22 protein-coding genes and 3 pseudogenes are annotated in these 26,053 nt (G+C 49.4%); 11 read left to right on the plus strand and 14 right to left on the minus strand.

Features of this window, described 5'->3' with window-relative positions; all coding sequences use genetic code 11:
• Nucleotides 1-40: 40 nt before the first annotated feature.
• Entirely contained in the window at nt 41-1,630 is a 1,590-nt protein-coding gene (locus NDI45_RS18530) for a DEAD/DEAH box helicase (protein ID WP_242067599.1), read from the plus strand.
• A 375-nt stretch (nt 1,631-2,005) separates the two neighbouring features.
• Nucleotides 2,006-2,491: an allophycocyanin subunit alpha-B gene (gene apcD / locus NDI45_RS18535; RefSeq protein ID WP_348248229.1), complete on the plus strand. Its 486-nt coding sequence runs from the start codon at nt 2,006-2,008 to the stop codon at nt 2,489-2,491.
• A 129-nt stretch (nt 2,492-2,620) separates the two neighbouring features.
• On the opposite strand, the gene NDI45_RS18540 is transcribed toward apcD, so the two are convergent.
• Nucleotides 2,621-2,839 carry a hypothetical protein gene (locus NDI45_RS18540; protein ID WP_190794680.1) on the minus strand — a complete coding sequence of 73 codons (219 nt, stop codon included), beginning with the start codon at nt 2,837-2,839 and terminating at the stop codon, nt 2,621-2,623.
• Between the two features lie 304 nt (nt 2,840-3,143).
• On the opposite strand from NDI45_RS18540, the gene NDI45_RS18545 reads away from it, so the two are divergent.
• Complete coding sequence (locus NDI45_RS18545) at nt 3,144-4,010, plus strand: rhodanese-related sulfurtransferase (RefSeq protein ID WP_348248230.1); 867 nt, start codon at nt 3,144-3,146, stop codon at nt 4,008-4,010.
• Nucleotides 4,011-4,016: 6 nt separating this feature from the next.
• Here NDI45_RS18545 and NDI45_RS18550 read toward each other — a convergent pair whose 3' ends face one another.
• Both NDI45_RS18550 and NDI45_RS18555 read right to left on the minus strand, forming a co-directional pair.
• Nucleotides 4,017-4,319, minus strand: coding sequence for a hypothetical protein (locus tag NDI45_RS18550; RefSeq protein ID WP_190794678.1), 303 nt, complete (start codon nt 4,317-4,319; stop codon nt 4,017-4,019).
• A gap of 26 nt (nt 4,320-4,345) precedes the next feature.
• Entirely contained in the window at nt 4,346-5,380 is a 1,035-nt protein-coding gene (locus NDI45_RS18555) for an isochorismatase (RefSeq protein WP_190794677.1), read from the minus strand.
• A gap of 246 nt (nt 5,381-5,626) precedes the next feature.
• On the opposite strand from NDI45_RS18555, the gene NDI45_RS18560 reads away from it, so the two are divergent.
• Together NDI45_RS18560 and recJ are read left to right on the plus strand one after the other, a co-directional pair.
• A complete protein-coding gene (locus NDI45_RS18560) occupies nt 5,627-6,055 on the plus strand; it encodes a hypothetical protein (protein ID WP_190794676.1) in 429 nt (142 codons plus the stop codon).
• A 32-nt stretch (nt 6,056-6,087) separates the two neighbouring features.
• Nucleotides 6,088-7,833: pseudogene (gene recJ / locus NDI45_RS18565) on the plus strand (single-stranded-DNA-specific exonuclease RecJ); the annotation flags it as partial.
• Nucleotides 7,834-9,139: 1,306 nt separating this feature from the next.
• On the opposite strand, the gene NDI45_RS18570 reads toward recJ, so the two are convergent.
• Nucleotides 9,140-9,469 carry a metalloregulator ArsR/SmtB family transcription factor gene (locus tag NDI45_RS18570; protein WP_348248231.1) on the minus strand — a complete coding sequence of 110 codons (330 nt, stop codon included), beginning with the start codon at nt 9,467-9,469 and terminating at the stop codon, nt 9,140-9,142.
• A gap of 247 nt (nt 9,470-9,716) precedes the next feature.
• Here NDI45_RS18570 and NDI45_RS18575 point away from each other — a divergent pair.
• Nucleotides 9,717-9,908: pseudogene (locus tag NDI45_RS18575) on the plus strand (transposase); the annotation flags it as partial.
• A gap of 117 nt (nt 9,909-10,025) precedes the next feature.
• Here NDI45_RS18575 and NDI45_RS18580 read toward each other — a convergent pair.
• Nucleotides 10,026-12,569 (minus strand): TonB-dependent siderophore receptor, encoded by a 2,544-nt coding sequence (locus NDI45_RS18580; RefSeq protein WP_348248232.1) that lies wholly within the window; start codon nt 12,567-12,569, stop codon nt 10,026-10,028.
• A 217-nt stretch (nt 12,570-12,786) separates the two neighbouring features.
• Complete coding sequence (locus NDI45_RS18585) at nt 12,787-14,154, minus strand: MFS transporter (RefSeq protein ID WP_348248233.1); 1,368 nt, start codon at nt 14,152-14,154, stop codon at nt 12,787-12,789.
• 753 nt (nt 14,155-14,907) lie between these two features.
• Here NDI45_RS18585 and NDI45_RS18590 point away from each other — a divergent pair.
• Nucleotides 14,908-15,816 (plus strand): iron-siderophore ABC transporter substrate-binding protein, encoded by a 909-nt coding sequence (locus NDI45_RS18590; protein ID WP_348248261.1) that lies wholly within the window; start codon nt 14,908-14,910, stop codon nt 15,814-15,816.
• 5 nt (nt 15,817-15,821) lie between these two features.
• On the opposite strand, the gene NDI45_RS18595 is transcribed toward NDI45_RS18590, so the two are convergent.
• Genes NDI45_RS18595 through NDI45_RS18620 form a run of 6 tightly spaced genes read right to left on the minus strand, consistent with a single transcriptional unit; the run spans nt 15,822 to nt 19,981 of the window.
• On the minus strand, nt 15,822-15,950 hold the full coding sequence (locus tag NDI45_RS18595; protein WP_348248234.1) for a hypothetical protein: 129 nt from the start codon (nt 15,948-15,950) through the stop codon (nt 15,822-15,824).
• Between the two features lie 26 nt (nt 15,951-15,976).
• Complete coding sequence (locus tag NDI45_RS18600; RefSeq protein ID WP_348248235.1) at nt 15,977-16,783, minus strand: ABC transporter ATP-binding protein; 807 nt, start codon at nt 16,781-16,783, stop codon at nt 15,977-15,979.
• 52 nt (nt 16,784-16,835) lie between these two features.
• A complete protein-coding gene (locus NDI45_RS18605) occupies nt 16,836-17,882 on the minus strand; it encodes an iron ABC transporter permease (protein WP_190791149.1) in 1,047 nt (348 codons plus the stop codon).
• A gap of 13 nt (nt 17,883-17,895) precedes the next feature.
• Entirely contained in the window at nt 17,896-18,912 is a 1,017-nt protein-coding gene (locus NDI45_RS18610; protein ID WP_348248236.1) for an iron ABC transporter permease, read from the minus strand.
• Between the two features lie 14 nt (nt 18,913-18,926).
• Nucleotides 18,927-19,325, minus strand: a complete 399-nt coding sequence (locus tag NDI45_RS18615) for a biopolymer transporter ExbD (protein ID WP_190791147.1) — start codon at nt 19,323-19,325, stop codon at nt 18,927-18,929.
• Entirely contained in the window at nt 19,322-19,981 is a 660-nt protein-coding gene (locus NDI45_RS18620) for a MotA/TolQ/ExbB proton channel family protein (RefSeq protein ID WP_190791146.1), read from the minus strand. Before NDI45_RS18620 ends, NDI45_RS18615 begins: the two co-directional genes overlap by 4 nt.
• Before the next feature lie 327 nt (nt 19,982-20,308).
• On the opposite strand from NDI45_RS18620, the gene NDI45_RS18625 reads away from it, so the two are divergent.
• On the plus strand, nt 20,309-21,826 hold the full coding sequence (locus tag NDI45_RS18625) for a TonB family protein (protein ID WP_348248237.1): 1,518 nt from the start codon (nt 20,309-20,311) through the stop codon (nt 21,824-21,826).
• A gap of 412 nt (nt 21,827-22,238) precedes the next feature.
• Entirely contained in the window at nt 22,239-23,540 is a 1,302-nt protein-coding gene (locus NDI45_RS18630; RefSeq protein ID WP_348248238.1) for an acetamidase/formamidase family protein, read from the plus strand.
• A 352-nt stretch (nt 23,541-23,892) separates the two neighbouring features.
• Here the strand turns inward: NDI45_RS18630 and NDI45_RS18635 are convergent, their stop codons facing one another.
• Nucleotides 23,893-24,492 (minus strand): hypothetical protein, encoded by a 600-nt coding sequence (locus NDI45_RS18635; protein ID WP_190791144.1) that lies wholly within the window; start codon nt 24,490-24,492, stop codon nt 23,893-23,895.
• A gap of 108 nt (nt 24,493-24,600) precedes the next feature.
• A complete protein-coding gene (locus NDI45_RS18640; protein ID WP_348248239.1) occupies nt 24,601-25,146 on the minus strand; it encodes a MarR family winged helix-turn-helix transcriptional regulator in 546 nt (181 codons plus the stop codon).
• Nucleotides 25,147-25,349: 203 nt separating this feature from the next.
• On the opposite strand from NDI45_RS18640, the pseudogene NDI45_RS18645 reads away from it, so the two are divergent.
• A pseudogene (locus tag NDI45_RS18645) lies at nt 25,350-25,469 on the plus strand (flavodoxin FldA); the annotation flags it as partial.
• A gap of 85 nt (nt 25,470-25,554) precedes the next feature.
• Nucleotides 25,555-26,028 carry a heavy metal-responsive transcriptional regulator gene (locus tag NDI45_RS18650; RefSeq protein WP_348248240.1) on the plus strand — a complete coding sequence of 158 codons (474 nt, stop codon included), beginning with the start codon at nt 25,555-25,557 and terminating at the stop codon, nt 26,026-26,028.
• The last annotated feature ends 25 nt before the right edge of the window (nt 26,029-26,053 follow it).

Below are 26,053 nucleotides of genomic sequence, written 5' to 3' on the forward strand. Positions count from 1 at the left end.
ATGCCTCATCAATTCGTTTGTACTGTTGCAGGAGCAAACTTTGACGCACTTGAAACCGCCGCAAGCCCCGTTGCAGCCTCCTACGCTTCGTCCTTACCAGAACCAGCTGATTAAAGATCTCTATGTAAAGTTGGGGCAGGGACATCGACGGATTGCCATTATTGCCGGAACTGGGGCAGGCAAAACGGTGATTGGCGGCAAAATCTGTGCAGATACGGTCGCTCGCGGGCTGCGACTAATGTTTCTGGTGCACTTGGATGTGCTAGTGGGGCAGACCTACGAGAAGATGCAGGCGTTTGGGCTGCGTTGCGGGTTTATCAAAGCCGGATGGAAAGAAGACCCGGAGGCTCCTATTCAAATCGCTAGCATTCAAACGATGGAGAAGCGATCGTGGTGGCGCGATTGGAAAGCCAACGTCGTGTTTTTTGACGAAGGACACACCACGGTATTTAGCCAAATTGGGCAAGAGATAATTTACCAGACTCACCCGAAAGCCGTGCATCTCGCCATGACTGCAACCCCCTACCGTATTGGGCGAGAGCAGTTGGGCGATCACATGGAAACTTTTGTAGCATCGCCCGTGCCGTCAACGCTTCAGCAAATGGGCTATCTGGCTCCGATGCAGTATTACGGGGTTGCTCCCGATAGCCAAATTAATCTCGATGGCGTAAAAACGATCGCCGGCGACTACGATGAGCGCGATTTGAAAAATGCCTGCGATCGTCCTGAACTCGTTCAAAGAATTGTTGAAGAATGGCAGCGGCTCACACCGGGGAAACGCACAATTGCCTTTTGTGTGGATGTGGAACACGCTCGCCACGTTGCTGAAGCGTTTAAAGCCTCTGGCATTGCTGCTGCTGTGGTGGATGGCAGTACCCCAATCCGAGAACGGCGGCGGCTCTACCGGGCATTGGGCGAAGGAAAACTGCTTGTTTTGACCTCCTGTAATGTGATCAGTATCGGGTTTGATGAACCGAGCGTTGAAGTAGGGCTGTTGCTGCGTCCGACTCAATCGCGTGCGCTCCACTATCAGCAGGTAGGGCGGGTTTTGCGAGTGTCGCCTAAGACAGGCAAAACTGACGGAATTATTCTTGATCAGGCAAATAATCTCAAGCGGCTCGGATTTCCAGAAGACATCAAGGCATATTCCCTACCGACTCAAAAAGAGCCAGGAACCCATGAACCGCAGCCGACCAAGCAATGCCCCGACTGCAACCGCCTGATGTGGGGCTTTGTCATGACCTGTCCCGGATGTGGCCATCGGTGGGAGACAGAAGCCCAGGTTCACATCGAGGAACTGGTCGAAGTTCACAGCGAGGAAGTGTTGCGGCAGGCAGAACTGCGACAGCAAATTGCGTTTTTTCGGCAGCAGCGTCAAAAGGCTTATCGGGAAGGAGCGGCTCCCAACTGGGCAAAGCACGTTTTTTATCGAGAATACGGCTATCTACCAGAACCACACTGGTGTCTCGGCTCAATTTTTGGCATTAACCCCACTCCACAAGAGATGACCGCTTACCGAAACTATCTGGCCCGCATTCAGCAGCAGCAGGGAAAGCCGATCGCCTGGGTGTTTGACGAATTTCAGCAGGAGTTTGGCGATCAGAGCGAACCCGAACTGTTGTGGCGGTAATTCATTTAAAGTTCAATTAGAATTCAAAGTTCGAGATGGGTAATTCGGAATTGCGAACGCTGGAACTGACGATCGGGGCATGGCAAGCAGGGGGTTGGGGCTGATGCAAGGCTCAGGGAAGGTCGGTCTTTTTGCCTGAATCACGCATTAATCTTAATGAAGTTTTGAGACAAGTTTGGAGACAGGCCTATTCGCCTGATCAAGACTCTGGATCAAGGCCAGGAAACCTTTAATTACCCTCAGTTTTGCAATGCCAAATCCCAAATCCCCAGGGACGAATTACCGATCGCACTCTTTCCTTCAGACACCCAAACTGGATACAATACTGCGATAGCAGAATCACCGATCGTCATCCCCAATAATTACCCGATAACTATGAGTGTAGTAACCAAAGTTATTCTCAACGCTGATGAAGAACTCCGTTACCCCAGCAGCGGTGAACTTAACAGTATTCAAGACTTTTTACAAACTGGCGAACAGCGTGTTCGGATTGCTGGCGTTTTAGCAGAAAACGAAAAGCGAATCGTCCAGGAAGCCAGTAAGCAACTCTGGAAGAAACGCCCTGACTTTATCGCTCCTGGCGGCAATGCCTACGGTGACAAGCAGCGTGCCCTCTGTCTGCGCGACTATGGCTGGTATTTGCGCCTGATTACCTACGGAGTCTTGGCAGGCGACAAAGAGCCGATCGAAAAAATTGGTTTAATCGGTGTGCGTGAAATGTACAACTCCCTAGGTGTTCCGGTTCCGGGCATGGCGGAGTCAATTCGCTGCCTGAAGAATGCATCGCTGTCCTTGCTGAGCCAGGAAGATGCCGTAGCCGCAGCCCCCTATTTCGACTACATCATTCAATCCATGTCTTAATTGCCCGCAGCAGATTCAATTCTTCAGTTTAATTATTTTGTGAAGGGGAGGTGTAATGCCTGCCCTTTTTTTTGAATGCTGGAAATTCAGATGCTGGAAATTTAGATCAAGCAGGAAATCAGCAGGACATTAGCGGACTTCTGGATTGGTATAGGGGGCAGTATTCGGGTCGATCATCGGCTCTGGACGCGGATCGGTGTAAGGTTCAGTGTTAGGGTCAACCCTCGGTTCAGAGTTGGGGTCGGTGTAGGGGTCAAGATTGGGGTCAATCACCGGAGCCGGATTGGGATTGGTGTAGGGAGAAGTATTTGGATCGATCGCCGGATCAAGGTTCGGAGAGTAAGTCATTTAATTTTTTCCTTTTATGATTTGTCTGTTTGCTCTGATTCTAGATTTGAGCAGTCATCACTTGATTCTGTAAGAAGGAATAGGTATTTCGTTTTTCTTCTTTTTTCCTCCTTCAGGTGGAAGAGATTACTAAAGTACATCGCTTTCCTACAAGCGGATATTTCCTGCCTGACGAATGCAGCTCTGATTCATGCAGCCTTTTCATGCCGCAGGTCTCCTGAAGCTCATGCGCTACGTTACAAGGGCACGTTTAATGTCAGCTTGAGAAGCTAGGATAGATTTTGGCAATCTTTCACTTCACTCTATGTCGATCGTTGTTGCTGCCTTTTATAGATTCGTCAAGCTGCCCGACTATGCTGAGTTTCGATCGCCTTTGCTCGAACTTTGCCTGGCTCAGGGAATTCGCGGCACAATTCTATTGGCAGCCGAAGGAATCAATGGAACGATCGCGGGAACGCGCCAGGGAATTGATGCGGTATTAACAGGTTTACGGTCGGACGATCGCTTTGCCGATTTAGAACAGAAAGAATCGATCGCAGATGAGATGCCGTTCGATCGGCTCAAAGTGCGGCTGAAGCGGGAAATTGTAACGCTAGGAATTCCCGAAGTTGACCCAACTGAGCAGGTGGGAAGGTATGTGGAACCGCAGGACTGGAACGAATTGATTACCAATCCAGAAGTGACGCTGGTGGATACGCGCAATCAGTACGAAGTTGATATCGGCACATTTCAGGGCGCGAAAAACCCTGAGACGGCAACGTTTCGGCAGTTTCCGCAGTACGTTGAGCAGCAGCTTGACCCTGCCCAGCACAAGAAAGTCGCCCTGTTTTGCACGGGGGGAATTCGCTGTGAAAAAGCAACTGCCTACCTGCTGGCACAAGGTTTTGAGGAAGTGTATCACCTGAAGGGCGGCATCCTGAAATACCTGGAAGAAGTGCCCCCAGAGAAGAGCCTGTGGCAGGGCGAATGTTTTGTGTTTGATCAGCGAGTGGCAGTGCAGCAGGGTTTGGAACCGGGAACCCATGAGATGTGTTTGAGCTGCGGTCATCCGATTTCAGAAGCTGACAAAGCCTCTGCTGATTATGAAGCGGGGATTTCTTGCCCGTACTGTATCGATCGCCTCACCCCCGAAAAACGGGCTCGCCAACGGGCAAAACGCCAACAGCGTTAAGTCATCTCACCGAATCAGGAAGGGAAAGAACGTCCGAATTGTGCGGCGCAACCTCAGCAGATTCACCACCCGACGCACCTCCGGCGAAACCGTTGCCAAATTTTCTCGTGCGGCTTCTTCTCTGGCTTGCAGTTCGGCGTATTCCCTTGCCGTCAAGGGCTTTCCGTCCACAGGCGATCGCGCTTCGGTGATCACTTCAGTTCGCAGTACTTCTTCGGGCTGGTCTTCGGGGGGCGGGAGTGCCAGGGCAGGTTGAGCGACAATTGTGCTGGTGAGCAGGAAGGTAGGGAGAAGTTTTAGGAGAGACATGGTGAGGGAATGAAGGGATGAGGAGGTTAGAGTTTCAGCCAGGACTCGATCGCTTCAGTAGATTGGACGCGGTGCATTCCGGCATTGGCAAAGCGTTGGTAGGTAGCATCGGCGGCGTCAGTGAAGTCTATGACATTAGGAACGACGACTGGAGACGAGCAATCTTCAAGCAGATAGACTTTTTGCGCGAGCGCAGGATCAATTGCTTCAATTTCGCTGAGCAAGTCTTCGATCGTCCAGGCGACGCAATGGCTTTTTGCTTGTCCTGCCACAATAAGGGCATCGTAGCGCAGCAGTTTTTGCAGAAAGGCATGGTTGGTTTCGCCGATAGCCTCTTGCTCATGATCATGGGTGACTTCCGGCTTCAGTACCGAGTAATTTTCGGTGAGGGGATGGTTGCCTTTGAGTTCAAAGTAGGTTTGGCTGTCTCGCGCCATCGCGTGAAAAAAACAGGCTTCTTCGACAGCAGAAACGATCGCGTGTCCGATTCCACCCAGCATTGAGTGATAGGGCCAGATAGTCAGCAGGTATTTTTCGTTCTGCTGAAGCTGACGGACATAGTGCAACGCGTAGTTTTGCAAACGATTGAGATTTCCTCCAGCAATGTAATTCAGAATTGCTGGATTAACTTTCCAGACGCCTGTTTCGACATCGCTGAGTGAGATCATGGTCATCGCGGCAGGATGCTCCCCTGCATCATTGATCCAGAATACAGGATGAAAAATCTGCGTTGCCATGTGAGTGTCCATCGTGACAGCAATCTCGCTGATGGCTGCCAGATTGCGATAGATAAATTCACATAGGCGGATGTTGTCTTCTACTGCGCCCAAACCCGATCGCCCACCTACAAATAGTTCAAATTCGGGAATGCAAAAGGTATTCTGCACATCGATCAGCAGCAGCCCCACACGATGACGATCGGACCCGGCAGGCGGAATTCCATGCTGTTTTACCCAGGTTTTTGCCTCAGTTGCCCGCGCTTGATAGGGAACTCGCCAGACTCCATCCACATGACGGCGATCGAAATGGGGAGGGAGGGGGAGTTGGGTTAGCAGGTTCATTCGGTAAACTCCGGGAGTGGCGGGGTTTTATTTATTGTAGGGGTTGGGGCGATTGTAGGGGGTGGGGTGATGGGTGGCTGAGTTGGTGGATAGATGAGTTGGTGGGTGGATGAGAGAAAAGAGGAAAAGTTGAGAAATACAGAAAGTGATGCGATCGTCCCAAGATGCGGTAGAACATAAGTATTTATATTTAAGCAGCAGAATCAGGTTCACAATGCTTAAGTAAGTGGGAGTTAGCGCAGAATCATGATCAAAATGATCAAGAAGGTGCTGGGGGGATTGGCGATCGGGGTGATGGTGCTGGGGGGAACGATGCTTCCGGCAATCTCGCAGACTTGTACGGCAAACTGTCGGGCGAGGCAGATTCAGTTTGTGCCGGGGCAGCGAATTCGCTTGCAAATGGTGAATCAAACTGCCAGCTTGGTTCTGGTGGAGCAGGTTTTTAGAACAAGTCCTGTGCCAATTTTGCCGGGGCAGGAGCTTGAGCTTGACCCCAACTTTGGCACCGAACCAAATATCTCCGTTGTGTTCTGGGATGAAACTTCGTTACCACTTAGCGCGATCCTGTTTCGCCCAACCCCAAATACCCTTAGAATCGAAATTCGTCCGGGGGGTCGTCCTCCAGGCGATCGATCGATTTACATTGAAAATGACGGCAAAGTTTCGATTTTGTAGTTTCAATCGTCGTTCCTCACTACAGCCGAGCAATCATTCCTGTGCCTTCTTCCCGTTCCTCTCGCTATCCGATTCAACGCTGGCAAATTGCAGAAGCCCAGCCCGATCGTGCATCCCGGCTTGGGCAGTCGCTCCAGCTTTCGCCGCTGGTGGCACAAATTCTAATCAATCGCGGTGTTGCTACGCCTGAAGCAGCGCGTGAGTTTCTAGAGCCAGAGCAGCAGTTTTTGCCTTCGCCGCTGGACGATTTTCCCGATTTGACGATCGCGATCGAGATTTTGCTCAATGCGATTTCTGGCAAACAGTTTATTGCGATTTGTGGCGACTATGACGCAGACGGCATGACCAGTACGGCTCTGCTAATGCGGGCACTGCGCTACCTGGGAGCGGTGGTAGACTACGCGATTCCCAGCCGTATGCAGGAAGGCTACGGGATTAATCGCCGCATCATCGAGGAGTTTCACCAGGAAGGGGTGAGCGTGATTCTCACGGTGGACAACGGCATTACTGCTCATGAGCCGATCGCCCTGGCGCGGGAATTGGGCTTAGCAGTGATTGTGACCGATCATCACGATATTCCGCCGACGCTGCCCGATGCGAATGCAATTTTGAATCCGAAACTAATTCGGGAAGATTCGCCGTATCGAGGGGTGGCTGGCGTTGGGGTTGCTTATATTCTGGCGATTTGTCTGGCGCAATGTCTGCAAAAAACGCAGGATCTTACCACGCCGCTGTTGGAACTGTTTACGCTGGGGACGATCGCGGATCTGGCTCCCCTGACGGGAGTGAATCGTCGCTGGGTGAAACGGGGGCTAAGGCTACTGCCGACTTCGCGCAATCCGGGCATTGAGGCGCTTGTTCAGGTCGCAGGTTTGAGCAACGAAAAGGCACTGAAGCCAGAGGCGATCGGTTTTCGCCTGGGTCCAAGGATCAATGCGATCGGGCGATTGGCTGACCCGCAAATCGTGATCGAGCTGCTGACAACCGAGGAAGACGGACGGGCATTAGAGCTGGCGATGAAATGTGAGCAGGTGAATCAGCTTCGGCAAAGGCTGTGTGAATTGATCGAGCAGGAAGCGATCGCCTGGTGTGAGCAGACTCGATTTCAGCCGCAAAAGGAGCGGGTTTTGGTGATTGTGCAGCCGAACTGGCATCATGGCGTGATTGGCATTGTCGCGTCGCGGCTGGTAGAGCGGTACGGTGTGCCCGTGTTTATTGGAACTTATGAAGAGGAATCGGAACAGCAGATTCGCGGTTCGGCGCGGAGCATTCCTGAATTTAATGTGTTTGAGGCGTTGCAGTTTTGCGGCGATATTCTCGAAAAGTTTGGCGGGCACCGGGCGGCAGGCGGATTTTCGCTCAAGGCAGCTCACCTGGAAGAAATGCGATCGCGACTGCGCCTATTTGCCCACAATCAGCTTCAACCGCAGCACCTCAAGCCCCTGGTGACGATCGACGTGCAGGCAAACTTCCGCGACCTGAGTCATCACCTCTACGAACAGCTTGATGCTCTGCACCCCTGTGGCATTGAAAACCCCGATCCGGTTTTCTGGACACCCAATGTGCGCGTGATTGAGCAGCAGACGATCGGACGCGATAAAAATCACCTGAAAATGACGCTAGCAGAGGCAGATGATCCGACAATGGGCATTCGAGCCCTGGCTTGGCGATGGGGAGAATTCTACCCGCTTCCAGATCGGGTGGATATTGCTTATCGTTTGCGGTTGAATGATTGGAATGGCGTTCAGTCGATCGAGCTAGAGCTGGTCGGTGTTCGTCCCGTAGAAATGAAGACTGATCCCTTATCGCTGGGTTTAGCCGATGCCTTTGCCCCGAGCGAAACAAAGCTCGATTTATCAGAAAAATCAGAAATACCTGTAGAGGTCGGTTCATCTCAGAAAGCAGGCGTTAAAGCGAACGGTAAACTGAAATCGATCGCGTTATCTGTTAATTCGTTATTGGATCAACCTGTAAACGATTGCGTGAATAAAACTTCTAACACATCAGATAATCAATCTTCTACCCGAAAGGCTGATCAAACCGTTCATCAAAAATACGATTCGGCGAATGACCTGGCAGACGCTTCATTTATTCCGTTTGATTATAATCATCGCCAGTACGTTTGCTGTATTAAGCAATCTCTAACAGGAACAGGACGCGAACTTAAAATTCGCAATGCTGAAGAACAACTGCTCACGATCGACCCCGATCGACAGCAGGGGTGGATGGGCGACAGTCAGGCAACGGGGCAGGCGATTGATTTGGCTCAGGCGTTTTACTTTAACCTGATGCGATCGGCTCTTTGCGCGGTCGAGCTTGCCGAGAAAGACCAGTTGCTTCAGGAAAAGGATCGGCAAATTACTCTGCTGACACAGCAAGTCGAATCGCTGAAGCAAAAGCTAAGTCAGGTTTCTGCGCTATCGCCTGCCGTTTCCGCTCCGGTGATCCGTGTCTCTCCGAGTTCGACTGCTCTCAAGCAGCCTGTCCCAAATTCTGAAGGTCAAATCGCGGCTTTGGCGACGGTGCTCTCTGCTGGAGCGCAGCGCGAAATTATTTCCATCGATCCGGCAGAAGCCTATCAAGCAGACCTGCTTTCAACCAATGCAAAATCGATCGATTTCTCTGCATCCGGGCTACGCCTGTGTGAACTGCTCGAACGCGAAATCGTGCAGCCTTTTTTCGATCGACTTCAGCAATCTTTCCTCGGTCGAAATGGCAGAACTCCGCTCGCATCGATCGTACCCCCTGTAAGCCCCGCAATTCATCACCTGCCTCCCTTTCTAGCGAACGAATGGTCTGTGCTGCGCGAAGAGATTTTGTGTTCTCCTGAATATCCTCAGGAATACTGGTACGACGATGTAATCTCTGATGAAGTGAACGAAGCCGATCGCCAGACGGTTCATGCTTTCCTGGTAGAATGGCAAACCCCGATCGCTTTTTGGCTGCTGCATCCCCAAGCCGCTTCGATTCTGAGTCAGATCGATCAGCTTCAAATCATTGCTTTAGATGCAGATGCTTGCCTGTATTCCTGGCAATTTGATTTATTGCGATCGTTCATTTTAGGGGGTGGTTAGCCTAAATGTCTCAGTCTTTGTCCGGGCAGGGACGAGCAGGCATAATGGGACTGTAGCGGCGAAACTCCGAGAGGTATTGCTCCAGGACAACAAATTGCGGCAGATTCAAGCTGTAGTAGATCCAGCGTCCTTCCTGGCGCGATCGCACTAAGCTTGCATCCTTCAGGGTCTTGAGATGAAACGACAGCTTCGATTGAGCCACATCCAGCAACTCACAGAGGTCACAAACGCAAAGCTCATTCTCCCGCAGCAGCTCCACGATTTTGAGGCGCAATGGTTCTGAGAGTGCATGAAAGCCAGCCACAACCAGTTCAGAAGGAGAAGAGACTGCCTTAACCATTCGGATTCACCGTATCTTATGAAGCTTTATTGATATAGCCTCTATCCTAAAGCATTCATCTTCGTGCTGACAGCTAAGACTACCCGGACACCGTCCCAACGCCACACTCTTAGAACGATTGAAGTATAAAAAATGGGGCACAGCCCCACATCCCCCGTACCTTACGGGAGTGAAAAACGCTGCATTAAAGAAGGTCGATAGGAAGATTAAGATCTTTTAGTTTTCCTTCTGACCTCCTTGTCACCCCTTGAGCTTTTTACCTCCTTATTCACCAGACCTATCTCCGATTGAACTCTGTTGGTCGAAACTCAAGCAGTTTCTTCGCTCAAAAGCGGCTCGCACCGATGAAGCTCTCGACCAAGCAATGACCGAAGCGGTTCAGTTCATTACTGAAGATAATGCCATTGGTTGGTTCAATCACTGCGGTCTATTCACTTGAAATTTGCTGTAAATAAAAATACAGCCATCCTTGATTGGATTGAAACGGGGTGCAGGGGTTATCCCTAATTGGGGGCACAGCCCACACACCCCTTGTTCACAACCTATTTGTCAACGCTTAGAACTCGTAGGAAATGGTTGCACGAACGTTAAAAGGTGCGCCGGGATACACGATTCGAGCCGTTTGGCTAGTTTCATAGTACTCCGTGTCAAATAGATTCTCAAAGTTGAGCTGCGCTCTCCAATTATCTCTTCGATAGTAAAGGGCAGCATCAGTGCGGAAATAGCTGGGTAGCTCAAATCCTGGTGGATCAAACGAAAATCCACTGCGTTCTGAAACATAGAGTAAGCCAAGCCCAAATCCTAAGCCTTGCAGATCACCGCTTTGAATTTCATAGGTTGTCCAGAGGCTAGCAGCGTGTTCTGGCACGTCATCTAAACGGCTGCCGATCTCAATATCGTTGTCTTCTGTGACTTCCGCATCCGTATAGTTATAAGCACCGATGATATTCCAACCGGGAAGAATTTCACCAACAATGTTGAATTCAATTCCCTGGCTGCGCTGTTCACCGACTTGAATTTGGAAATCCGAATCTTCTGGATCGCTCGTCGCCACATTGGCTTTGGTCAGGTAATAGGCAGCAAGGGTTGCAAATAAATCATCTGTGATGTCTGCCTTGATCCCAATTTCATACTGCGTACTCCGCTCTGGCACGAAGGCTTCTCCAGTCCGAGACAGCCCCGTCTGCGGCACAAAAGATTGGCTGTAGCTGGCATAGAGAGACAGCGGCTCGATCGGCTGATACACAATCCCAATTCGGGGACTAAAGGCATCATCGACTTGATCAACTACGCTGCCAAAGGACACTCCTTCTTGATCAACAATATCAAATCGCCCGCCAATCAGCAGATGTAAATTATCGAGCAAATCAATTTGATCTTGAATGTAAATCCCTAAATTATCAGTGCGAACGTTTTGAGAGAAGCTGGGCTGTAGCTCTGGAACTTCAATATCGTAATTGGGATCGAAGATATTGAGAGAGGGTAAGTCAGTGTCTCTTGAAGTATAAACACTGGTTCTGCGGTTTAGATCTAAACCAACCAGCAGCTGATGCTCGAGCGGCCCTGTAGCAAATTCTCCAATGACTTCTGTTTGCAGTCCATAGTCCTGTCGCAGAAAATCATCGTCTACATACTCCATTGGCAGCAAGCCATTCTCTGGCAGAGCGGTAGATTCCGTTTTTGTCCCATTTTGAAAATCACTGAAGAAGGAAAAGGCATTACGCACTCGCCAGTCATCGTTAAACTGATGCTCAAACGTGTATCCTGCCCGAACTTGCTGTTGCTCAAACTCATCAAGGTGGGGGTATCCCAAAAAGCGATCGATCGGCAGAACAAGCGAGCCATCGCTTAAAGCCGTGACACCGCGATCGAACACGGGATCATTGTACAGATACTCAAATTCAAAAGTGAGGGATGTATTGTCACTGATATTCCATCGCAGCACAGGGGCAATAAAGAATCGCTCAGTATGCACCTCATCTCGGAAGCTGCCAGAGTTTTGGTATGCCACATTGAGGCGATAGAGCAAGTCGCCATTGTCAGTCAAAGGTCCAGAGAGATCGATCGACGGTCGATAGAAGCTAAATTGCCCTACGGTAAACTCGGCGGCAAAATACGGCTCGCTCAAGGGTTGCTCTGTAACGATATTGACAACACCTCCAGGCTGCGTCTGCCCGAACAACACAGAAGCGGGTCCTCTGAGAACTTCAATGCGTTCAATATTGGCAGTTTCCGAAAGACCGTAGAAATCATTGCTGCGGAAGCCATTTCTGAAGTTGAAATCTTGCGTGAAGCCGCGCAGGATAAATGAGCCTGCTCCCGTACCGCCATAGTTGCCATCGGTTGTAACGCCTACATTCTGTAATGCATCCCGATATTCAACAATATTCTGGTCTTCCAAGACCTGTTGTGGGATCACCTGAATTGAAGCGGGAATATCACGAATGGGAGTATCTGTGCGAGTCGCAGTCGTTGCCTCAGGCGTATAGTAGTCGTCCTCGGTTTCGTCTCCCGTTGCCACCACCTGAATCGCTTCTTGATCTTGAGCAACTTCTGTTGCCGAACCTGTTGTGACACCCAACACTAAATTCTGTGCTTCTGCCCTCACATCAGCTGTAGGGGGTGCATTCAGTCCGGTAATCGCAACACGAATGCTGTTATCTCTGCGGTTGGTTACAGTAACGAGTGCAATGCCTTCGGCAGGATTCACCTGCTGAAATTCGTCGCCATCTGACAAGGACAGCACTGTGTTTGGAATATCAGCAATCAATGCATTGCCAATCACCGAGGTTTCGACGGGTGGCAAGGCTTCTGCTGCTTCCAAGACTAGCTCGAACCCATCTGCTGTTGCATTCAATTGCACGCCTGTTACTTGCACGATCGAGGCTTGCGCGATTTGCTCAACCCAGTCATCAACAGTTGTTGCAGCAGGTGCAATGTCGTTAAGACGAGGAATTGCTGAAGCTGAAGTTGATGTAGTCGAAATCGAAACAGCACGGTTGCCTTCTTCCTCAACACCCTGAGCCAGGGTAGACTGCGCTACGCTGAGCAACATGACACCGACTAACTTGAGAATCAATACCAGTTGAAAATTTTTCACAGTAAAATTCCAAACCTCACAGCCGAAATCAACAAGAAATAAACAATAAAGTTTCTGAAAGCACGCTCTACTGTTGAGCTACTTTCTAGCTATCTAGATAAATCTTTGGTTGGAGCTGTCAGTAATGCTACATCCTATCTGATATTACTTGATAATAGTTCCTAATAAGCAACCAAGTCTAAAAGTATCAGAATTGTGTCAGAACAATTTGGTCGTCTCAGGTTCGATCGGCTTCACGTTCACAGTTGGAGTTGGATAAAGCTGCCTGCTGATCTGTGTCGTGATCTGAAACATTCATTTCTACCATGCGTAATGACTCAACGGCATATCCGCCCATGCCAACCAGCATTAAAGTTACGGATGTGATCACGTACAGTAAAGCCATGCCTGCACCGGAACCTGTCCCGAATATTCCACCAAATGTTTTGGCTAAATAACCACCTGGCATCATTGCAGGTTCAAAGACAAAATCAGCGAGCGGTCCAGCAATTAAAGCAGCGATCGTCGAAATTAGAACGAGCAGCAGCGATCGGGTAGCAAACACGCGCCCTTGGATTTCTGGTTTGATTTTTGCCAACCAAATTGCTTCACTTGAACTGCCCAGTAATGGAAAGTTGAGCGACGAACAAAACTGTGCCGGTAGCCAAATTGACGGCAACTGCCCTAGCCCAAATAGAGTTTTGCTGATCCCTGCACCGATCATGCCCCCGAGAAACGCGTGAATCTTTTGCCGAAAACCACCCCCGATGCTGACAGCGATTGCGCCAATGACACCGCCAACACCCGCCATCGTAGACAAACTGGCTAAGATGGCTGCATTATTATTGCTGCGAGCTAGAATCATGGCTGAGTAAAGCGAACCGCCTAAGTCGTGAGCAAACCAAAACAGCAAACTGATCACAAGTAAAGTGAACAAGCCTGGTCTTGCAAACACATAGCGAAAGCCAGAAGAGATATCTTGCCAGAGACTTGCCTGGTTCTGAAGCTGGGTTTCAGAAACAACGGGCTGGGGAATTTGAGTTCGCAATACAGTGAAGATTGCAATGCTAAAGGTGAATAGATCAATCCATAGAATGCCAAATAAACCAATAATGTAATAGAGAACACCTGCCAGGGCAGGAGCAAAAATACTGGGTCCATAATGCAGCATTGAAACCATACTGCTGGCACGAGTATAGTGTTGCTTCGGTAACATCAGAGCGATTGACGTAGAAAAGGCAAGTTCTTGAATATTGCTGAAGATGCCGTTGATCGCACTTGTTATATAAAAGTGCCAAACCTGAAGATGTCCAGTGAGGTGGAGCAAGAGAATTGCAACAGTAGAGAGGGCTGCAACCGTATCGCTTAAGATGATGAGCTGTTTGCGGCTCCAACGTTGACCAAAGATCGGCCGGAGACCATCAACAATGACTCCAGCAAAAGGAGCAACCAAAAGGCTTGCCGCTTGGTTAAAAAAAACAATCAACGTGAGTGCAGTTGCTTGATCGGTAAGCTGCCATGCCCAGAGTGTGATGGCAAAACTAGTCATATAGCTACCGATCGTCGAAACAAACTGACCACTCCAGACAATGACGAAAATACGCATCTACCGTGAGCTAACGAGAGATGACATTGAGAGGAGTGGGGCTGATCGAAGTGCAGCAAAAGCAAGAGTCTGATTGCGATCGAGCCTGAAGGATTGGAAGTTGCACCATACAGTCTTAAGTGACGATTCTAACCGGGGGTCAAGTTTTAGAAACCATAAAAGCTTATTGCAAGCAATTTGCAATACTTGAACTACTTATAGCAGGTTCATTGCCTCTGTTCAAGATTTGCTCTTAAATTTCCTGGCTGCACGGCTACTGGTTTTTAATGATCTAATTTTCCAGAATGTTTTTTTAGATCTTTTGCAGTTCGAGTCGGAACGCTGCTAGAAAAATTTCCTAATAGAGCTTGTCAGAAGTAGAGATTTGCCGTAAGGTATCAATGATTTAATGCGAATTAGATGCAATAGGCAGAAGTCACTTCAAGAGGAAGACTAGAACAGGAAGGCTAGAACTGCAAAGAGTCCTATGAACCAGTCCCCCACAGACATTTCAGAAATTTTCCACAACCTATCAGGATTCCGATATTGTTTATCCAGTCGCGCCAATCAACTTGAGGGCGAAGGTTTCCTATACGTTACTAATTAGGAGAAATCGCTGTGAGAACTCGACAATGGTGGAATTGGCTTAAACGATCGCTTTTAATCTGCATGACATTTGCGCTGGTCACGGCTTGCCAAAGTTCTGGTCCTCGCAATCTAGCTGTTAATCGTGATCAAGCAAATCAATCAATCGAATCTCCTGCATCCTGTCGGATGGTCTCTCATGAGGTAGGAGAAACTGAAATCTGTGGACAACCTCAGCGAGTCGCCGCGCTCAGTCCCCATATTCTGGATTCTATTCTGGCACTGGGAGTACAGCCTGTGGCTTATGCCGAAGTAACTGCCCTGAACCTGAAGAAATTTGACAATCCAAGTCAACAGATTCCTTATCTGGGCGATCGCGTTACAACACAACCTGTGAACCTGGGCGATCGAAAAAGTCCATCGCTGGAGAAACTGGCTCTCATCAAACCCGATTTGATTCTTGGTGAGAATTGGTCAATCGAAAGCCAGTACAAACTGCTTAATCAAATTGCGCCGACTTTGTTGTTTACAGACATGAAAGACAACAAGCAAGTCTGGTTTCATGACATTCAGCCTATTGCGAAAGCACTAGATCGGGAACAAGAAGCTGAACAGTTATTAGCTGCCCATGCTGAACAATTAAGAACAGTTCGATCGCAGCTAAAACCCGTTGTTAACGCTTATCCTAATGTTTTAATTTTGGCAGTCAATACATTGTTGAATGATGTAGCGATTGCTGCTGATAGTACCGCAGGGCGTTTGCTAGAGGAAATCGGATTTCATCTGGTTCTTCCTAAAGCTGTTCCAGCAGGAGAAACGCGATGGATGCAAACTTCGGTGGAACTCTTGCCTACCCTCAACGCGGATATTGTTTTGGTGATTGCCTGGGATTTTTCAGACCCTTATAATCCCAAAGACCCGCTCAGAATGAAATGGGATCAAAACCCTATACTCAAAAAGATTCCAGCGTCCCAGTTTGGTCGAATCTTCTTTGTAAATTATCAACTCTGGGGTAGTGTTACCCGTGGACCAATTACAGATGAACTGATTTTAAAGCAGCTACCTGAAATGTTCCTCCCTTTATTATCTAAAAGTTGATGATGTTATCTAAAAGTTGATAATGCGCCTATGCGATCGAATCGATCCTTGTCATAGGCAATTTCTCTGTCGCCCACGGAAAGATTTTCTTTCCACTGTTGCCAATAGGTTTCGTAGGTGATCGTTTCTGCCATACCAATCTTGTTGCAGGAACGTTCTTTCACAAATCATCTCTGACTAATGTTCTTTGGCTGATCGGAATACACATCGGCGTTCCTGCGATCGGGTCGGGCACAATGCGGCTCTCTAACCCAAAGACCTCCCGCACCATTGCCTCGGTCATCACTTCAACAGGAGAACCCTGAGCATAGATGTGTCCCTGCTTCATTGCGACCAAGTAATCGGCATAGCGACAGGCTTGATTCAGATCATGCAATACCATCACGACCGTCTGTCCCCTGGTTTGATTCAGGTCATACAGTAAATCCAGCACTTCGATTTGATGCGCTAAATCCAAAAACGTGGTGGGTTCATCCAGTAACAAAATGGGTGTATTCTGCGCCAGAGCCATTGCGATCCAGGCACGCTGTCGCTGTCCACCCGAAAGGCTATCGAGCGGGCGATCGCCCAATTCCGTTATCCCGGTCATTGCCAATGCCTGTTCCATGAACTGCTCATCCTCCTTTGACCACTGCTGAAACCAGCTTTGATGGGGATAGCGTCCCTGCGCCACTAGCTCTCGTACCGTTAAGCCCTCGGGGGCGATCGGACTTTGAGGTAACATGCCTAACTGTTTGGCAACTTCTTTGCTTGCAAGTTGGGCGATCGCAGTTCCATTCAGGTAGACAATGCCGCTTTGGGGCTTTAACAGTCGTGCCAGTCCTTTGAGCAATGTCGATTTACCGCAGCCATTTGCCCCGACCAGAGCCGTAATGCGATGAATCGGAATGTCTACGTTTAACTCCCGGATAATGGCCGTGCGATCGTATGACAGAGTGAGTTTTCGAGTGGTGAATGCTGTTTCCATTGATATTGGAGGGCTAATTGTAGAAGGACAGAGTGCAGAAGTGGAAATGTTCTTACGCATTTCGGTTGCGGTAGAGCAGATACAGAAAATAAGGTGCGCCAACTGCAGCTGTCACGACACCACACGGAAGTTCGATCGGCGCAAACAGCGATCGTCCTAAAAAATCCGCTAAGGCAACAATCAGCCCTCCCAGCAGGGCAGCAGTTGGGATCAAGCTTTCGTGCGATGTACCGACTAATTGACGAGCTAAATGGGGAGCCATCAACCCCACAAAGCCGATCGTTCCTGCCGTTGCCACACTTGCCCCTGCTAACGCCACGCTGATGAGCAATAAAAGCCCCCGCTGCCACTCCACTCGGCTCCCCAGCCCCCGTGCAACCTCATCCCCTAAATTGAGGGTGTTTAGCTCACGCGCACTCACCAGAGCGAGGGGAAGCAATACAATCAGCCAGGGAAGCAATGCCTGAATATGCTCCCATGTGCGTCCGTAGACACTTCCAGCTAACCAGACTAACGCCTGACTCACATCGTTTATATTGCCAAAGGTGATCATCAAGCTAGTAAAAGCGGAGGCGATTGCCTCGATGCCCACACCAACCAAAATGAAGCGAATGGGTAAACTTCCGCCATTCCACGACAGCCAATACACTAGCAAAGCGGCAATCAAGGCTCCTGTAAAAGCTACGATCGGTAGGAGAGATACCGGAATCGCAGGAAACAGCACAATGAGCGTCACGGCTGCTAATCCTGCCCCTGCCACAACGCCCACAATTTCAGGGGCTGCTAGAGGATTGCGCGTCAGTCCCTGCAAAATCGTTCCGGCAACGGCCAACGCCATTCCGACTAAAAAGGCAACAATAACTCGCGGCAACCGTAATGTATAAATGACGAAGCCATAATCAGAATTACTTGTATCGAATCCCAGAAGTGTCTTGATGACACTCAGCGGCGAAATTGGATATTCTCCATATCCCAAACTCAAGACCAGCACAGCAAATGAGATCACCGCAAGGGCAAACACGATCGCAGGCACTCTTCGATCAACTCGAATTGACAGCGGTACTTGTTTTGAGCGAAGCACTAACCAGGATGAAGGCATGGATTTAAACCTGTCACTGTTTTACGTTGAGCCGCGCGAGATACATGAAAAATGGCGCACCAATGAGTGCCATCACGATCCCCACGGGCAATTCCTGCGGCTTGATGATGAGTCGTCCTACGAGATCCGCGATCGATAAAAGCACAGCACCCCAGATTGCTGAATAGGGCAGTATCCAGCGATAATCAACCCCCACCCAAAAGCGAACCACGTGGGGAATGACTAAACCGATAAAGCCGATCGGTCCTGCGAGAGCGACTGCACTGCCACTTAACAAAACAACGATGATAGAGGCGATCGCCTTAACCCATCCGACTCGCAGCCCCAGCCCCTTCGCAACTTCTTCGCCCAACGTGAGTGCCGTGATTTGCTTGCCCATGCCAAAGGCAACCACCAGCCCAATGCAAAGGTACGGTAGAACTTGCAGCAGCACATTGAAGTCTCGCCCGGCGACCGATCCGGCTAGCCAAAAACGAACTTCGTCCAGGGTGCGCTGATTCAAAATCAAGATTCCCGTGGTGAGCGCAGACAGCAGATAAGTTAAAACAGACCCTGCCAGAATCAGCTTTAGCGGCGTTGCCCCGCTTCGTCCCAGTGAACCGAGGGTATAAACTGCAATTGCAGCGATCGCTCCTCCGGCAAAAGCAGCCCAGGTGTAAACCTGGATCGACCCAGTTCCAGCCAGAAAAGTCGTAACCACCACGGCAAGAGTAGCTCCAGCACTGATCCCCAAAATTCCCGGATCTGCCAGCGCGTTGCGCGTTAACCCTTGCATTAGTGCTCCCGCAACTCCCAAAGCGGCTCCGACCACGAGCGCAATTAGGACTCTGGGCAGCCGTACGGTTGTAATAATCAGATGATTTGTTGAACCATCAAATGCGGTGAGTGATTCCCAAACGGTTCCAAAATCAATGTCTGCTGCGCCTAGTGTCACGCTAATCACAAGGCAGCCGACCAGCAGCACAGCGCTAAGCCCCAAACCCAGCAACCGCATGGTCACAAGTTGATTGCCGTTTACCCGTTTATCCATCACTGATCCACGCTTTAAGGACGACGAGCTGAAATGCCTAGCTTTACTCCTTGAACCGATCGCAACTGATCCATCACTGCAATCACCTGTCCATGTTCGACTTTTTCGTCAGCATTAATCACCACTAGTCGCTCTTGATTACCAATTAATGCTTTCACGCGATTGGCTAAATCATTCACCTGAATGGGCTGACGATCGAGAAATACATCTCCCTCACGATCGATCGTGACAGTAAGCTTACTCTGCTGCTGAGATTGAGCCGTTTGTGCTTGCGGTAAATTGACAGGAAGCCCTTCAGAACGACTCAAAAACAACGATGACATGATAAAAAACGTCAGAATTGCAAAGACAACATCGATCATCGGCACGATGTTGATATAAGGCAGATCATCAGGCTCTTCAGGAATATTCATAGCGATTCACTCATTGCTTTCGATGCAGAACCAAATCCTTCATAGCGGCCTAGATGCAAAACTTCAAGCTGGCTGCCAAACTCCTGAATCATGGCAACCTGCCGTCGATAAAATCCTCGAAACAGACTGCTAAAAAATAAGGCAAATAACGCCACGATTAAGCCTGCTGCGGTAGACACTAATGCTTCGCTAATGCCTCCTGTCACTTGCAATGCACTCTCGCTACCTCCTCCACCCAGATCAATCGCACCAAAGGATTGAATCAACCCTAAGACCGTTCCTAACAATCCCAACAGGGGAGCTGCGGTAATAATGAGGTCAAAAATGGAGTTGAATCGTCGCAGGATCGGAAGTTCTGCCTGTGTTGATCCTTCTAAGGTGAGGCGAAAAGCATGGGGAGGAAAATGATCGACTTCCAACGCCTCTAGAAAGATTCGAGCAATGGGCAAATCAGCATTCTGCTTGAGTTTCAACAATGCTGCGTCAAAATCATGCTGGTAAATTCGCAGCACGTCACGCGCAACCTGCCGTTGACGACGAGTAATCCGAAACCAAAAAACAAGACGCTCCACAATGAGGGCGATCGCCACGATCGAAAATGCCAGCAGGGGAAACATCACAATTCCGCCTGCCCAAAACAGTTCAATAATTAGCATTTCAAACTTCCATTGGCTACAGCCAACTCAGAGAGCTGGCAGACTAAGGATTGCTTACTGATAATTAATCTCAAGAAGAGAGTATAGGATGGCGCATCTTATGTCAATACTTCTCAAAATGTACTTACCAATTTACCGGACGATTTTCTAATCTAAGGCAGTCTTTGAACTGTGCACGATCCTCAAACCGAGTAGGTAGTAAGGTCTGCAAAACTGCAAAAAAGTAGCCGAATTAGCGAAATAAATAATTATATTGACAGGAAGACAGCCCAATCTTAGGATGAGCAAATTGTAGTAAATATTCTCAACAGTCGGTAGGTAGAGCGAATGACGTTTTCAGATACAGTCGCTCAACAGCGCGAAAAGCAAGCAAGAACGCTCAGGCGATTCATTATGGTCAGCCTCGCGGGATCAGTTACCCTGCATAGCGGCGGCTTGTTTCTTAAAATCAGCGATCTTTGGAAGCCAGATGAGCAAGTATCCGAAGAAATAACGATCGTGGTCACTGAAGAGGACGAAACGGAAACCTCGATCGCGCCTGAAGACGAGTCGGGTGGCTCGGGTAGTGGCTCAGATGGTGGCTCAGGGTTTGCAGCATCAGAACCCTCCATGCAGTTCAACGAATCTGCCGCTGTTGTTCAGCCTGCTGCTCCTGCTCCAGCCATTGAACCACTTCCAGAAGAACCGCTCTCAGAAGAATCCCCAGAAGAACCCCCAGAAGAACGCATCCCTGTGCCGCTTGCAGAAGACGTGATTCCAGAACCCGCTACACCTGCGGAAGCACCTACCGAAACTGCAGAAGAATCGCCCCCTGCACCTTCACAAACGATCGCTAGCCCAGCCCCCAATCCTCGTAACTTGAGCGATCTGCTCTCAGAGATACGGCGGGCAAGACAGCAGACAGGCGAATCCGCAACCGCCGCAGGTCAATTTGATTTGGGAAATGGTTTGGGAAATGGTTTGGGAAGTGGTACGGGGAACGGTTCCGGAAATGGATCAGGGAACGATTCTGGAAACGGTTCCGGAAATGGATCAGGGAATGGTTCCGGAAATGGATCAGCAACTGCTGCTGCACCCACTCGTCCGGAACCGATCACCCCGCCTGCAACCCAAGGCAGCCGATCGCGCGAAATTTCCTGTCGCGGCTGTGATTTTGACTATCCGGAAGAAGCAGATGGCGCAGAAGGAACGGCTCAGGTAATTGTGGAAACCGATGACCAAGGGCGCGTTGTTTCTGTAATGCTTTCACGCTCTAGCGGTAATGCTGCGCTGGATCAGGCTGCTTTAGAGCAAGCAAGGCGTCAAGTTCAGCTCAACAACGCTAGGGCCGGAGAGAGCTATCCGATCGATGTTGACTTTGTCCAGCCCAACTCGGAAGCAGCAGAACGAGTTAGAGAACGAGGCGATCGACGCAGTATCACGGTGTCTGATCCTGAACCTGCGATTGAAACACCTGCTCCGACTGCCACTACAGACCCATCTCCAGAACCCACTTTGTCTAGTGAGCCATTCCCAATTCCAGAGCCGTCTATTAGTCCAGAACCCTCGATCGCTCCTGATGCGGAACTGCGCCCTTCCGATACAGGAAACTCTGAACCCGCAGACAATAATCCTGTCTCTGAACCCGCAGCAGCTTCCGACTCACCTTCAGAAATTTCATCTCCCTCTGAGCCGGTAGACTCCACACTCCCTGCTTCCGAACCTGAACCGATTGCGATTCCTGAGCCTGAACCTGAACCAATCTCAATTCCTGAGCCTGCACCCGAACCAGTTCCGATTCCTGAACCAGCTTCTGAGCCTGAACCAGTTCTCCCTCCTGAAGCGGATGCCCCGCCTGAACCATAATCCGATTTGGTTCATACCCGTTATCCACAGCAATATCAAGTTCTTGACTACTCTGCTGCGATCGAGATTCTTTCGATTTCGGTTTCTGGGACGGCAATCACTCCTCTAGTGCCAGGTCTCAGTAGAAGGCGTAGCGGCAATACTAGCGAACATTGAGCAGAATGATTTGGGCAAAAAATGCCGCCATTTAAGCCGCCATTTAAACAGAGCAGGAGTAAACATCGGAGGGCAGGGAGGAGAGTATAGTCCTGCTTACCTTACCATTCGCTGCTTTTTGCGACACACCTTCTGCTTGATCAAGTAACCCTCCTGCTCATTCTGTCTCGAATGGCTAAAGTAATCCGCAATACAAACTGTGGGTTAGCCCCTCTTTATGATCTTGTAGCTTTGTTTCTGGTTTCGCGAAACAACTATGTCTGATCCCAAAGAGTATTCTCATCACGCATCTCATTGTCCAACCTGTGGTCGTGCTAATTCTCATGCTCATTCCCACACTCCAGCTTCCCCGATCGAGGATGAACCGGAAGACTCCCCTTCTCCCCCTACCGGCTACCTCTCGAAACAGTCCAGGCGGGCATTCCTCACATCGCTAGGCGCGGCGACAGCACTGGGGTTGAGTCAGGTCGGCTTTCGTCGTGATCCGGCTGAGGCGAAAGCCGATTTAATGGCAATGGCAGATACGATCCGTGATGCGGGCAACCTGCACATTTTGAAAGCAACCCCACAGAATTGCTTCTGGGGTTACTTCGATCGCGATCAGCCGCCTGTTCTAAGTGTCAGCTCCGGAGACATTATTTACATTGAAGCACTGACGCACCATGCCGGAGATGCGCCGGATGTGTTGATGGACGATGGCGTGCGAGCCGTGTATGAGCAAGTCACCGATCGGGGTCCAGGGGTTCACATTATGACCGGACCGATCGAAGTGAAAGGGGCAGAACCGGGCGATACCCTGATGGTTCGCATCCTCAAGACTCAGCCGCGCCTGCCCTACGGCAGCAACATCGCCGCTCACTGGGGCTATTTGTATGATGCATTTCAGAAGGAGCGCATCACGATCTACAAGCTCGACTTTGAGGCAAATCTGGCACGTCCGGATTTTGCGTTCGACTTCAAGGCGCGTCCCAAGTATGATACCCCAGGTTTTATCTCCACGCCTGACCCGGCAGCACGCCAGCCATTCCAGAGCAAAATCGCCATTCCCATGCGTCCGCACTTTGGCGTCATGGGTGTTGCGCCTGGGGAAAGCGGACGGATTAACAGCATTCCGCCCGGAAATTTTGGTGGCAATATTGATAACTGGCGCATCGGTGCAGGCGGCACCATGTATTATCCCGTCTTTAACCAGGGGGCGAAATTCTTTGTGGGCGACCCGCACATGGCGCAGGGCGACGCAGAACTGTCAGGAACGGCGATCGAGGCATCGCTGAACGGCTACTTCCAAGTGTTTGTGCTGAAGGATTTCCCGATTACGAACCCGATTCTGGAAACGGAAAGCCACTGGATTACCCACGGTTTCAACGAAGACCTGAACAAAGCGATGCGTCAGTCCGCAGACCAGATGTTGGATTTTCTGGTGAACAAGCGACGCATGAATCCCGATGAAGCATACACAATGATTTCAGCGGGGGTAGACTTTGGCGTAACACAAGTGGTGGATATGCGTCAGGGCTGTCATGCGGCGGTGCCCAAGAGCCTTTTTATGCCGAGCTAACGGCAAGATCGTGATCCTTGAGAATCGCTGCATCTTCAGGCGAGTGAAACATTGTTTTAGGCAACGGACGATCACTTGAGGAGCAGCGTTCTTATCGCGGGAATAGCCCATGCAACTAAAATGACAAAATTGTCAGAACTGAGTATTCAAATCCCATCTCTTCTTCATAAATATATCTTCTCTCCCTTTTTCTTTGTTAACCAGCTTGAAAGATCGCTTATCGTTCATTAACTCGTTCTATAAATCGTTCTTTTTTCTCCAATAGAAACACTACTTCTGCCATATAGGGAATGGCTAATTAGCTCGCAGAACAAGGGCTTGGACTTGGAGCAGGGCTAGCTAACAATTCGCTTCACTCGCCGCTAGTGGCTTTTCGAACCAGAATATCGAGTGCCATGACATGGGATGCGCCTGAGAGACCCACTCCAAATAATGGAATCAAGGCAATAGGATAAGTCGCAATTGTCTCCATCATAGGAACTTGAAGCAATGCAAAGGTTAAACCTGTGCCAACCGCAGTCACAAAATCTGCTAGACCAAAGAGGTGAAAGCCCCAGTATTTCCAATCACTCTTTGGCAATGCGACTACCACGAGTACCAACAGTCCCGCTGCTAAATCCCCCCAAGCTGCATTTCGCACAAAGGTAGATGGTAACAAATGTTGACTACCGTAATAAAAGAAAATGAGCGCTGCTGGAATGCGCCAAATGTGAAATAGGGTTAGGTAATTGAGATGGAGTCCCTGGATATAGGTTTGGAAGACTGAGTTCCCGTAATAAATTGCTAGAGGCAGAGTGATGCCCATTGCAACGAGCAAGGCAAACCACGGTAGGGGAAATGTGCTAAAGAGTCCGAAATAGCTGCCGACTGCCACACCCAATCCCCAAACGCTAATGATGGAAAGTAACCGTTGCGTGATTTGATTACGTTGATTTAAGGATAGAGAAATCATAGAAGTCTCCAAATTTGATTGAACGATTTGACAGGAATTTTTCAGGAGATTCAGACGAAACGAAGGTTTTTTCAGTGTATATACACTCTTTATGGAAAAATTTTAGACTCAGCGAATTAGCGCGATCGTCTCAGCTAAATGTGAAAGCAGAGCACTCCATCGCTCTTGCCCAAGCACCTCCTCCACACTATCTTGAGCTTGTTTCCACAACGGCAGTGCCTTTGCTAACGCAGCTTTTCCGTTAGGTGTTAGGCTAACTACCCGAGTTCGCTGGTCTTGCCCAGGCTCAGATTTCAACCATTCCTCGCGTTCAAGCGGTTTGAGATTCCGGGTTAAGGTAGTACGATCCATCACTAGAATCTCCGCCAACTCATTGATCGTTCCCGATTTCGCCAGTGCTACAGCTACAAGAATTGTGAATTGAGTAATGAGCAATCCGCTCGGCTTGAGAATTTCATCAAAGTGTTGCGTGATAACACGAGAAGTTTTTCGGAGATTGAAACAGGCGCAGGTTGATACCACTTGACCTAGTTCAGTTGAGTTAATTGGGTCGATGTGTTTCTTCATACTTTTAAGTGTATATGCACTTGTTCTAAATATCAAGAGGCTGCATGAAATCTGCTGCTCAGCGACCATTTCAAAACTTTGTCTCACTGAGAGCCTCAAAACAACTAGCCTCAGACACCCCCTCAGACACCAACAGATCCGTTTTAAGCAACCGCCACAACCCGAAACGCAAGCGGCAAAACGCTAGAGTTGAGCTGACGCACTTCATCTTCAAGCTTAACTGGTCGGCTTTGATATTCGGCTCTAACCCAGTGTTCGGCTACTTTGAAGCTTGGTCTGATTTTACGTAAAAAGCAGTGCGGGAGGGAGAGTTCGTTGGGCTGACGTTAGATGCAGACAACCAGGCTGAACTGACCGAAGAACAGATTAAATCCTGGATAGTCCAACTTAAGACAGAGCTTGGTGTATGACCCCTTGACTTTCCAGTGGACTGGAAGCTTCAAGATGAAGCTAAGGACTTAACCCCTTTTAGTCCTGCGTTCAGGAGGTGCTGTTATGCTTGTCACTACAGAAAAGCGACTCAAAATTGGTGAAGTGGCTGAGACCAGTCAATTGCCGATTAAAACCATTCGCTACTACGAAGAATTAGGATTGCTAACCCCCACTGTGAGCCGTTCAGGATCCAACTACCGTCTGTTTGAGCCAAGCGTTCTTCAGCGGCTGGCATTCATCCGGCAATCCCAGGCTTTGGGACTTAGCTTACGCGAAATTCAGGATATCCTTCAGGTTCACGACGCGGGGCAACTTCCCTGCGATGAGGTCAAACAGAATCTTCAGCGTAAAGTGCAGCAAATCCATGAGCAGATTGCATCACTCGAACTCCTGCGATCGCAATTAACTCAGTTGCTCAACGGCTGGCAGGAGTTTCCTCAATCTGAAGTCACGGAAGAAACAATCTGCCCCAATCTCGATACCGTTCCAGACTCCCTTTCTGACCTAGCCCATTGGCAAACTGCTTTGAAAAATTAATCATTTCTCCCTTGACTCTCCTGTC

The organism is Leptolyngbya sp. GB1-A1, assembly GCF_039962475.1.
Taxonomy (GTDB): domain Bacteria; phylum Cyanobacteriota; class Cyanobacteriia; order Elainellales; family Elainellaceae; genus Leptolyngbya_A.

Bases quoted from the DNA above. Each gene is read 5' to 3' on its own strand.
- NDI45_RS18610 (WP_348248236.1), bottom strand. From the start codon at position 18,912: ATGGATAAACGGGTAAACGGCAATCAACTTGTGACCATGCGGTTGCTG.
- NDI45_RS18600 (WP_348248235.1), bottom strand. From the start codon at position 16,783: ATGGAAACAGCATTCACCACTCGAAAACTCACTCTGTCATACGATCGC.
- NDI45_RS18650 (WP_348248240.1), top strand. From the start codon at position 25,555: ATGCTTGTCACTACAGAAAAGCGACTCAAAATTGGTGAAGTGGCTGAG.
- NDI45_RS18620 (WP_190791146.1), bottom strand. From the start codon at position 19,981: ATGCTAATTATTGAACTGTTTTGGGCAGGCGGAATTGTGATGTTTCCC.
- NDI45_RS18615 (WP_190791147.1), bottom strand. From the start codon at position 19,325: ATGAATATTCCTGAAGAGCCTGATGATCTGCCTTATATCAACATCGTG.
- NDI45_RS18605 (WP_190791149.1), bottom strand. From the start codon at position 17,882: ATGCCTTCATCCTGGTTAGTGCTTCGCTCAAAACAAGTACCGCTGTCA.
- NDI45_RS18590 (WP_348248261.1), top strand. From the start codon at position 14,908: ATGGTCTCTCATGAGGTAGGAGAAACTGAAATCTGTGGACAACCTCAG.
- NDI45_RS18635 (WP_190791144.1), bottom strand. From the start codon at position 24,492: ATGATTTCTCTATCCTTAAATCAACGTAATCAAATCACGCAACGGTTA.
- apcD (WP_348248229.1), top strand. From the start codon at position 2,006: ATGAGTGTAGTAACCAAAGTTATTCTCAACGCTGATGAAGAACTCCGT.
- NDI45_RS18560 (WP_190794676.1), top strand. From the start codon at position 5,627: ATGATCAAAATGATCAAGAAGGTGCTGGGGGGATTGGCGATCGGGGTG.
- NDI45_RS18625 (WP_348248237.1), top strand. From the start codon at position 20,309: ATGACGTTTTCAGATACAGTCGCTCAACAGCGCGAAAAGCAAGCAAGA.
- NDI45_RS18555 (WP_190794677.1), bottom strand. From the start codon at position 5,380: ATGAACCTGCTAACCCAACTCCCCCTCCCTCCCCATTTCGATCGCCGT.
- NDI45_RS18550 (WP_190794678.1), bottom strand. From the start codon at position 4,319: ATGTCTCTCCTAAAACTTCTCCCTACCTTCCTGCTCACCAGCACAATT.
- NDI45_RS18540 (WP_190794680.1), bottom strand. From the start codon at position 2,839: ATGACTTACTCTCCGAACCTTGATCCGGCGATCGATCCAAATACTTCT.
- NDI45_RS18585 (WP_348248233.1), bottom strand. From the start codon at position 14,154: ATGCGTATTTTCGTCATTGTCTGGAGTGGTCAGTTTGTTTCGACGATC.
- NDI45_RS18595 (WP_348248234.1), bottom strand. From the start codon at position 15,950: ATGGCAGAAACGATCACCTACGAAACCTATTGGCAACAGTGGAAAGAA.
- NDI45_RS18545 (WP_348248230.1), top strand. From the start codon at position 3,144: ATGTCGATCGTTGTTGCTGCCTTTTATAGATTCGTCAAGCTGCCCGAC.
- NDI45_RS18570 (WP_348248231.1), bottom strand. From the start codon at position 9,469: ATGGTTAAGGCAGTCTCTTCTCCTTCTGAACTGGTTGTGGCTGGCTTT.
- NDI45_RS18630 (WP_348248238.1), top strand. From the start codon at position 22,239: ATGTCTGATCCCAAAGAGTATTCTCATCACGCATCTCATTGTCCAACC.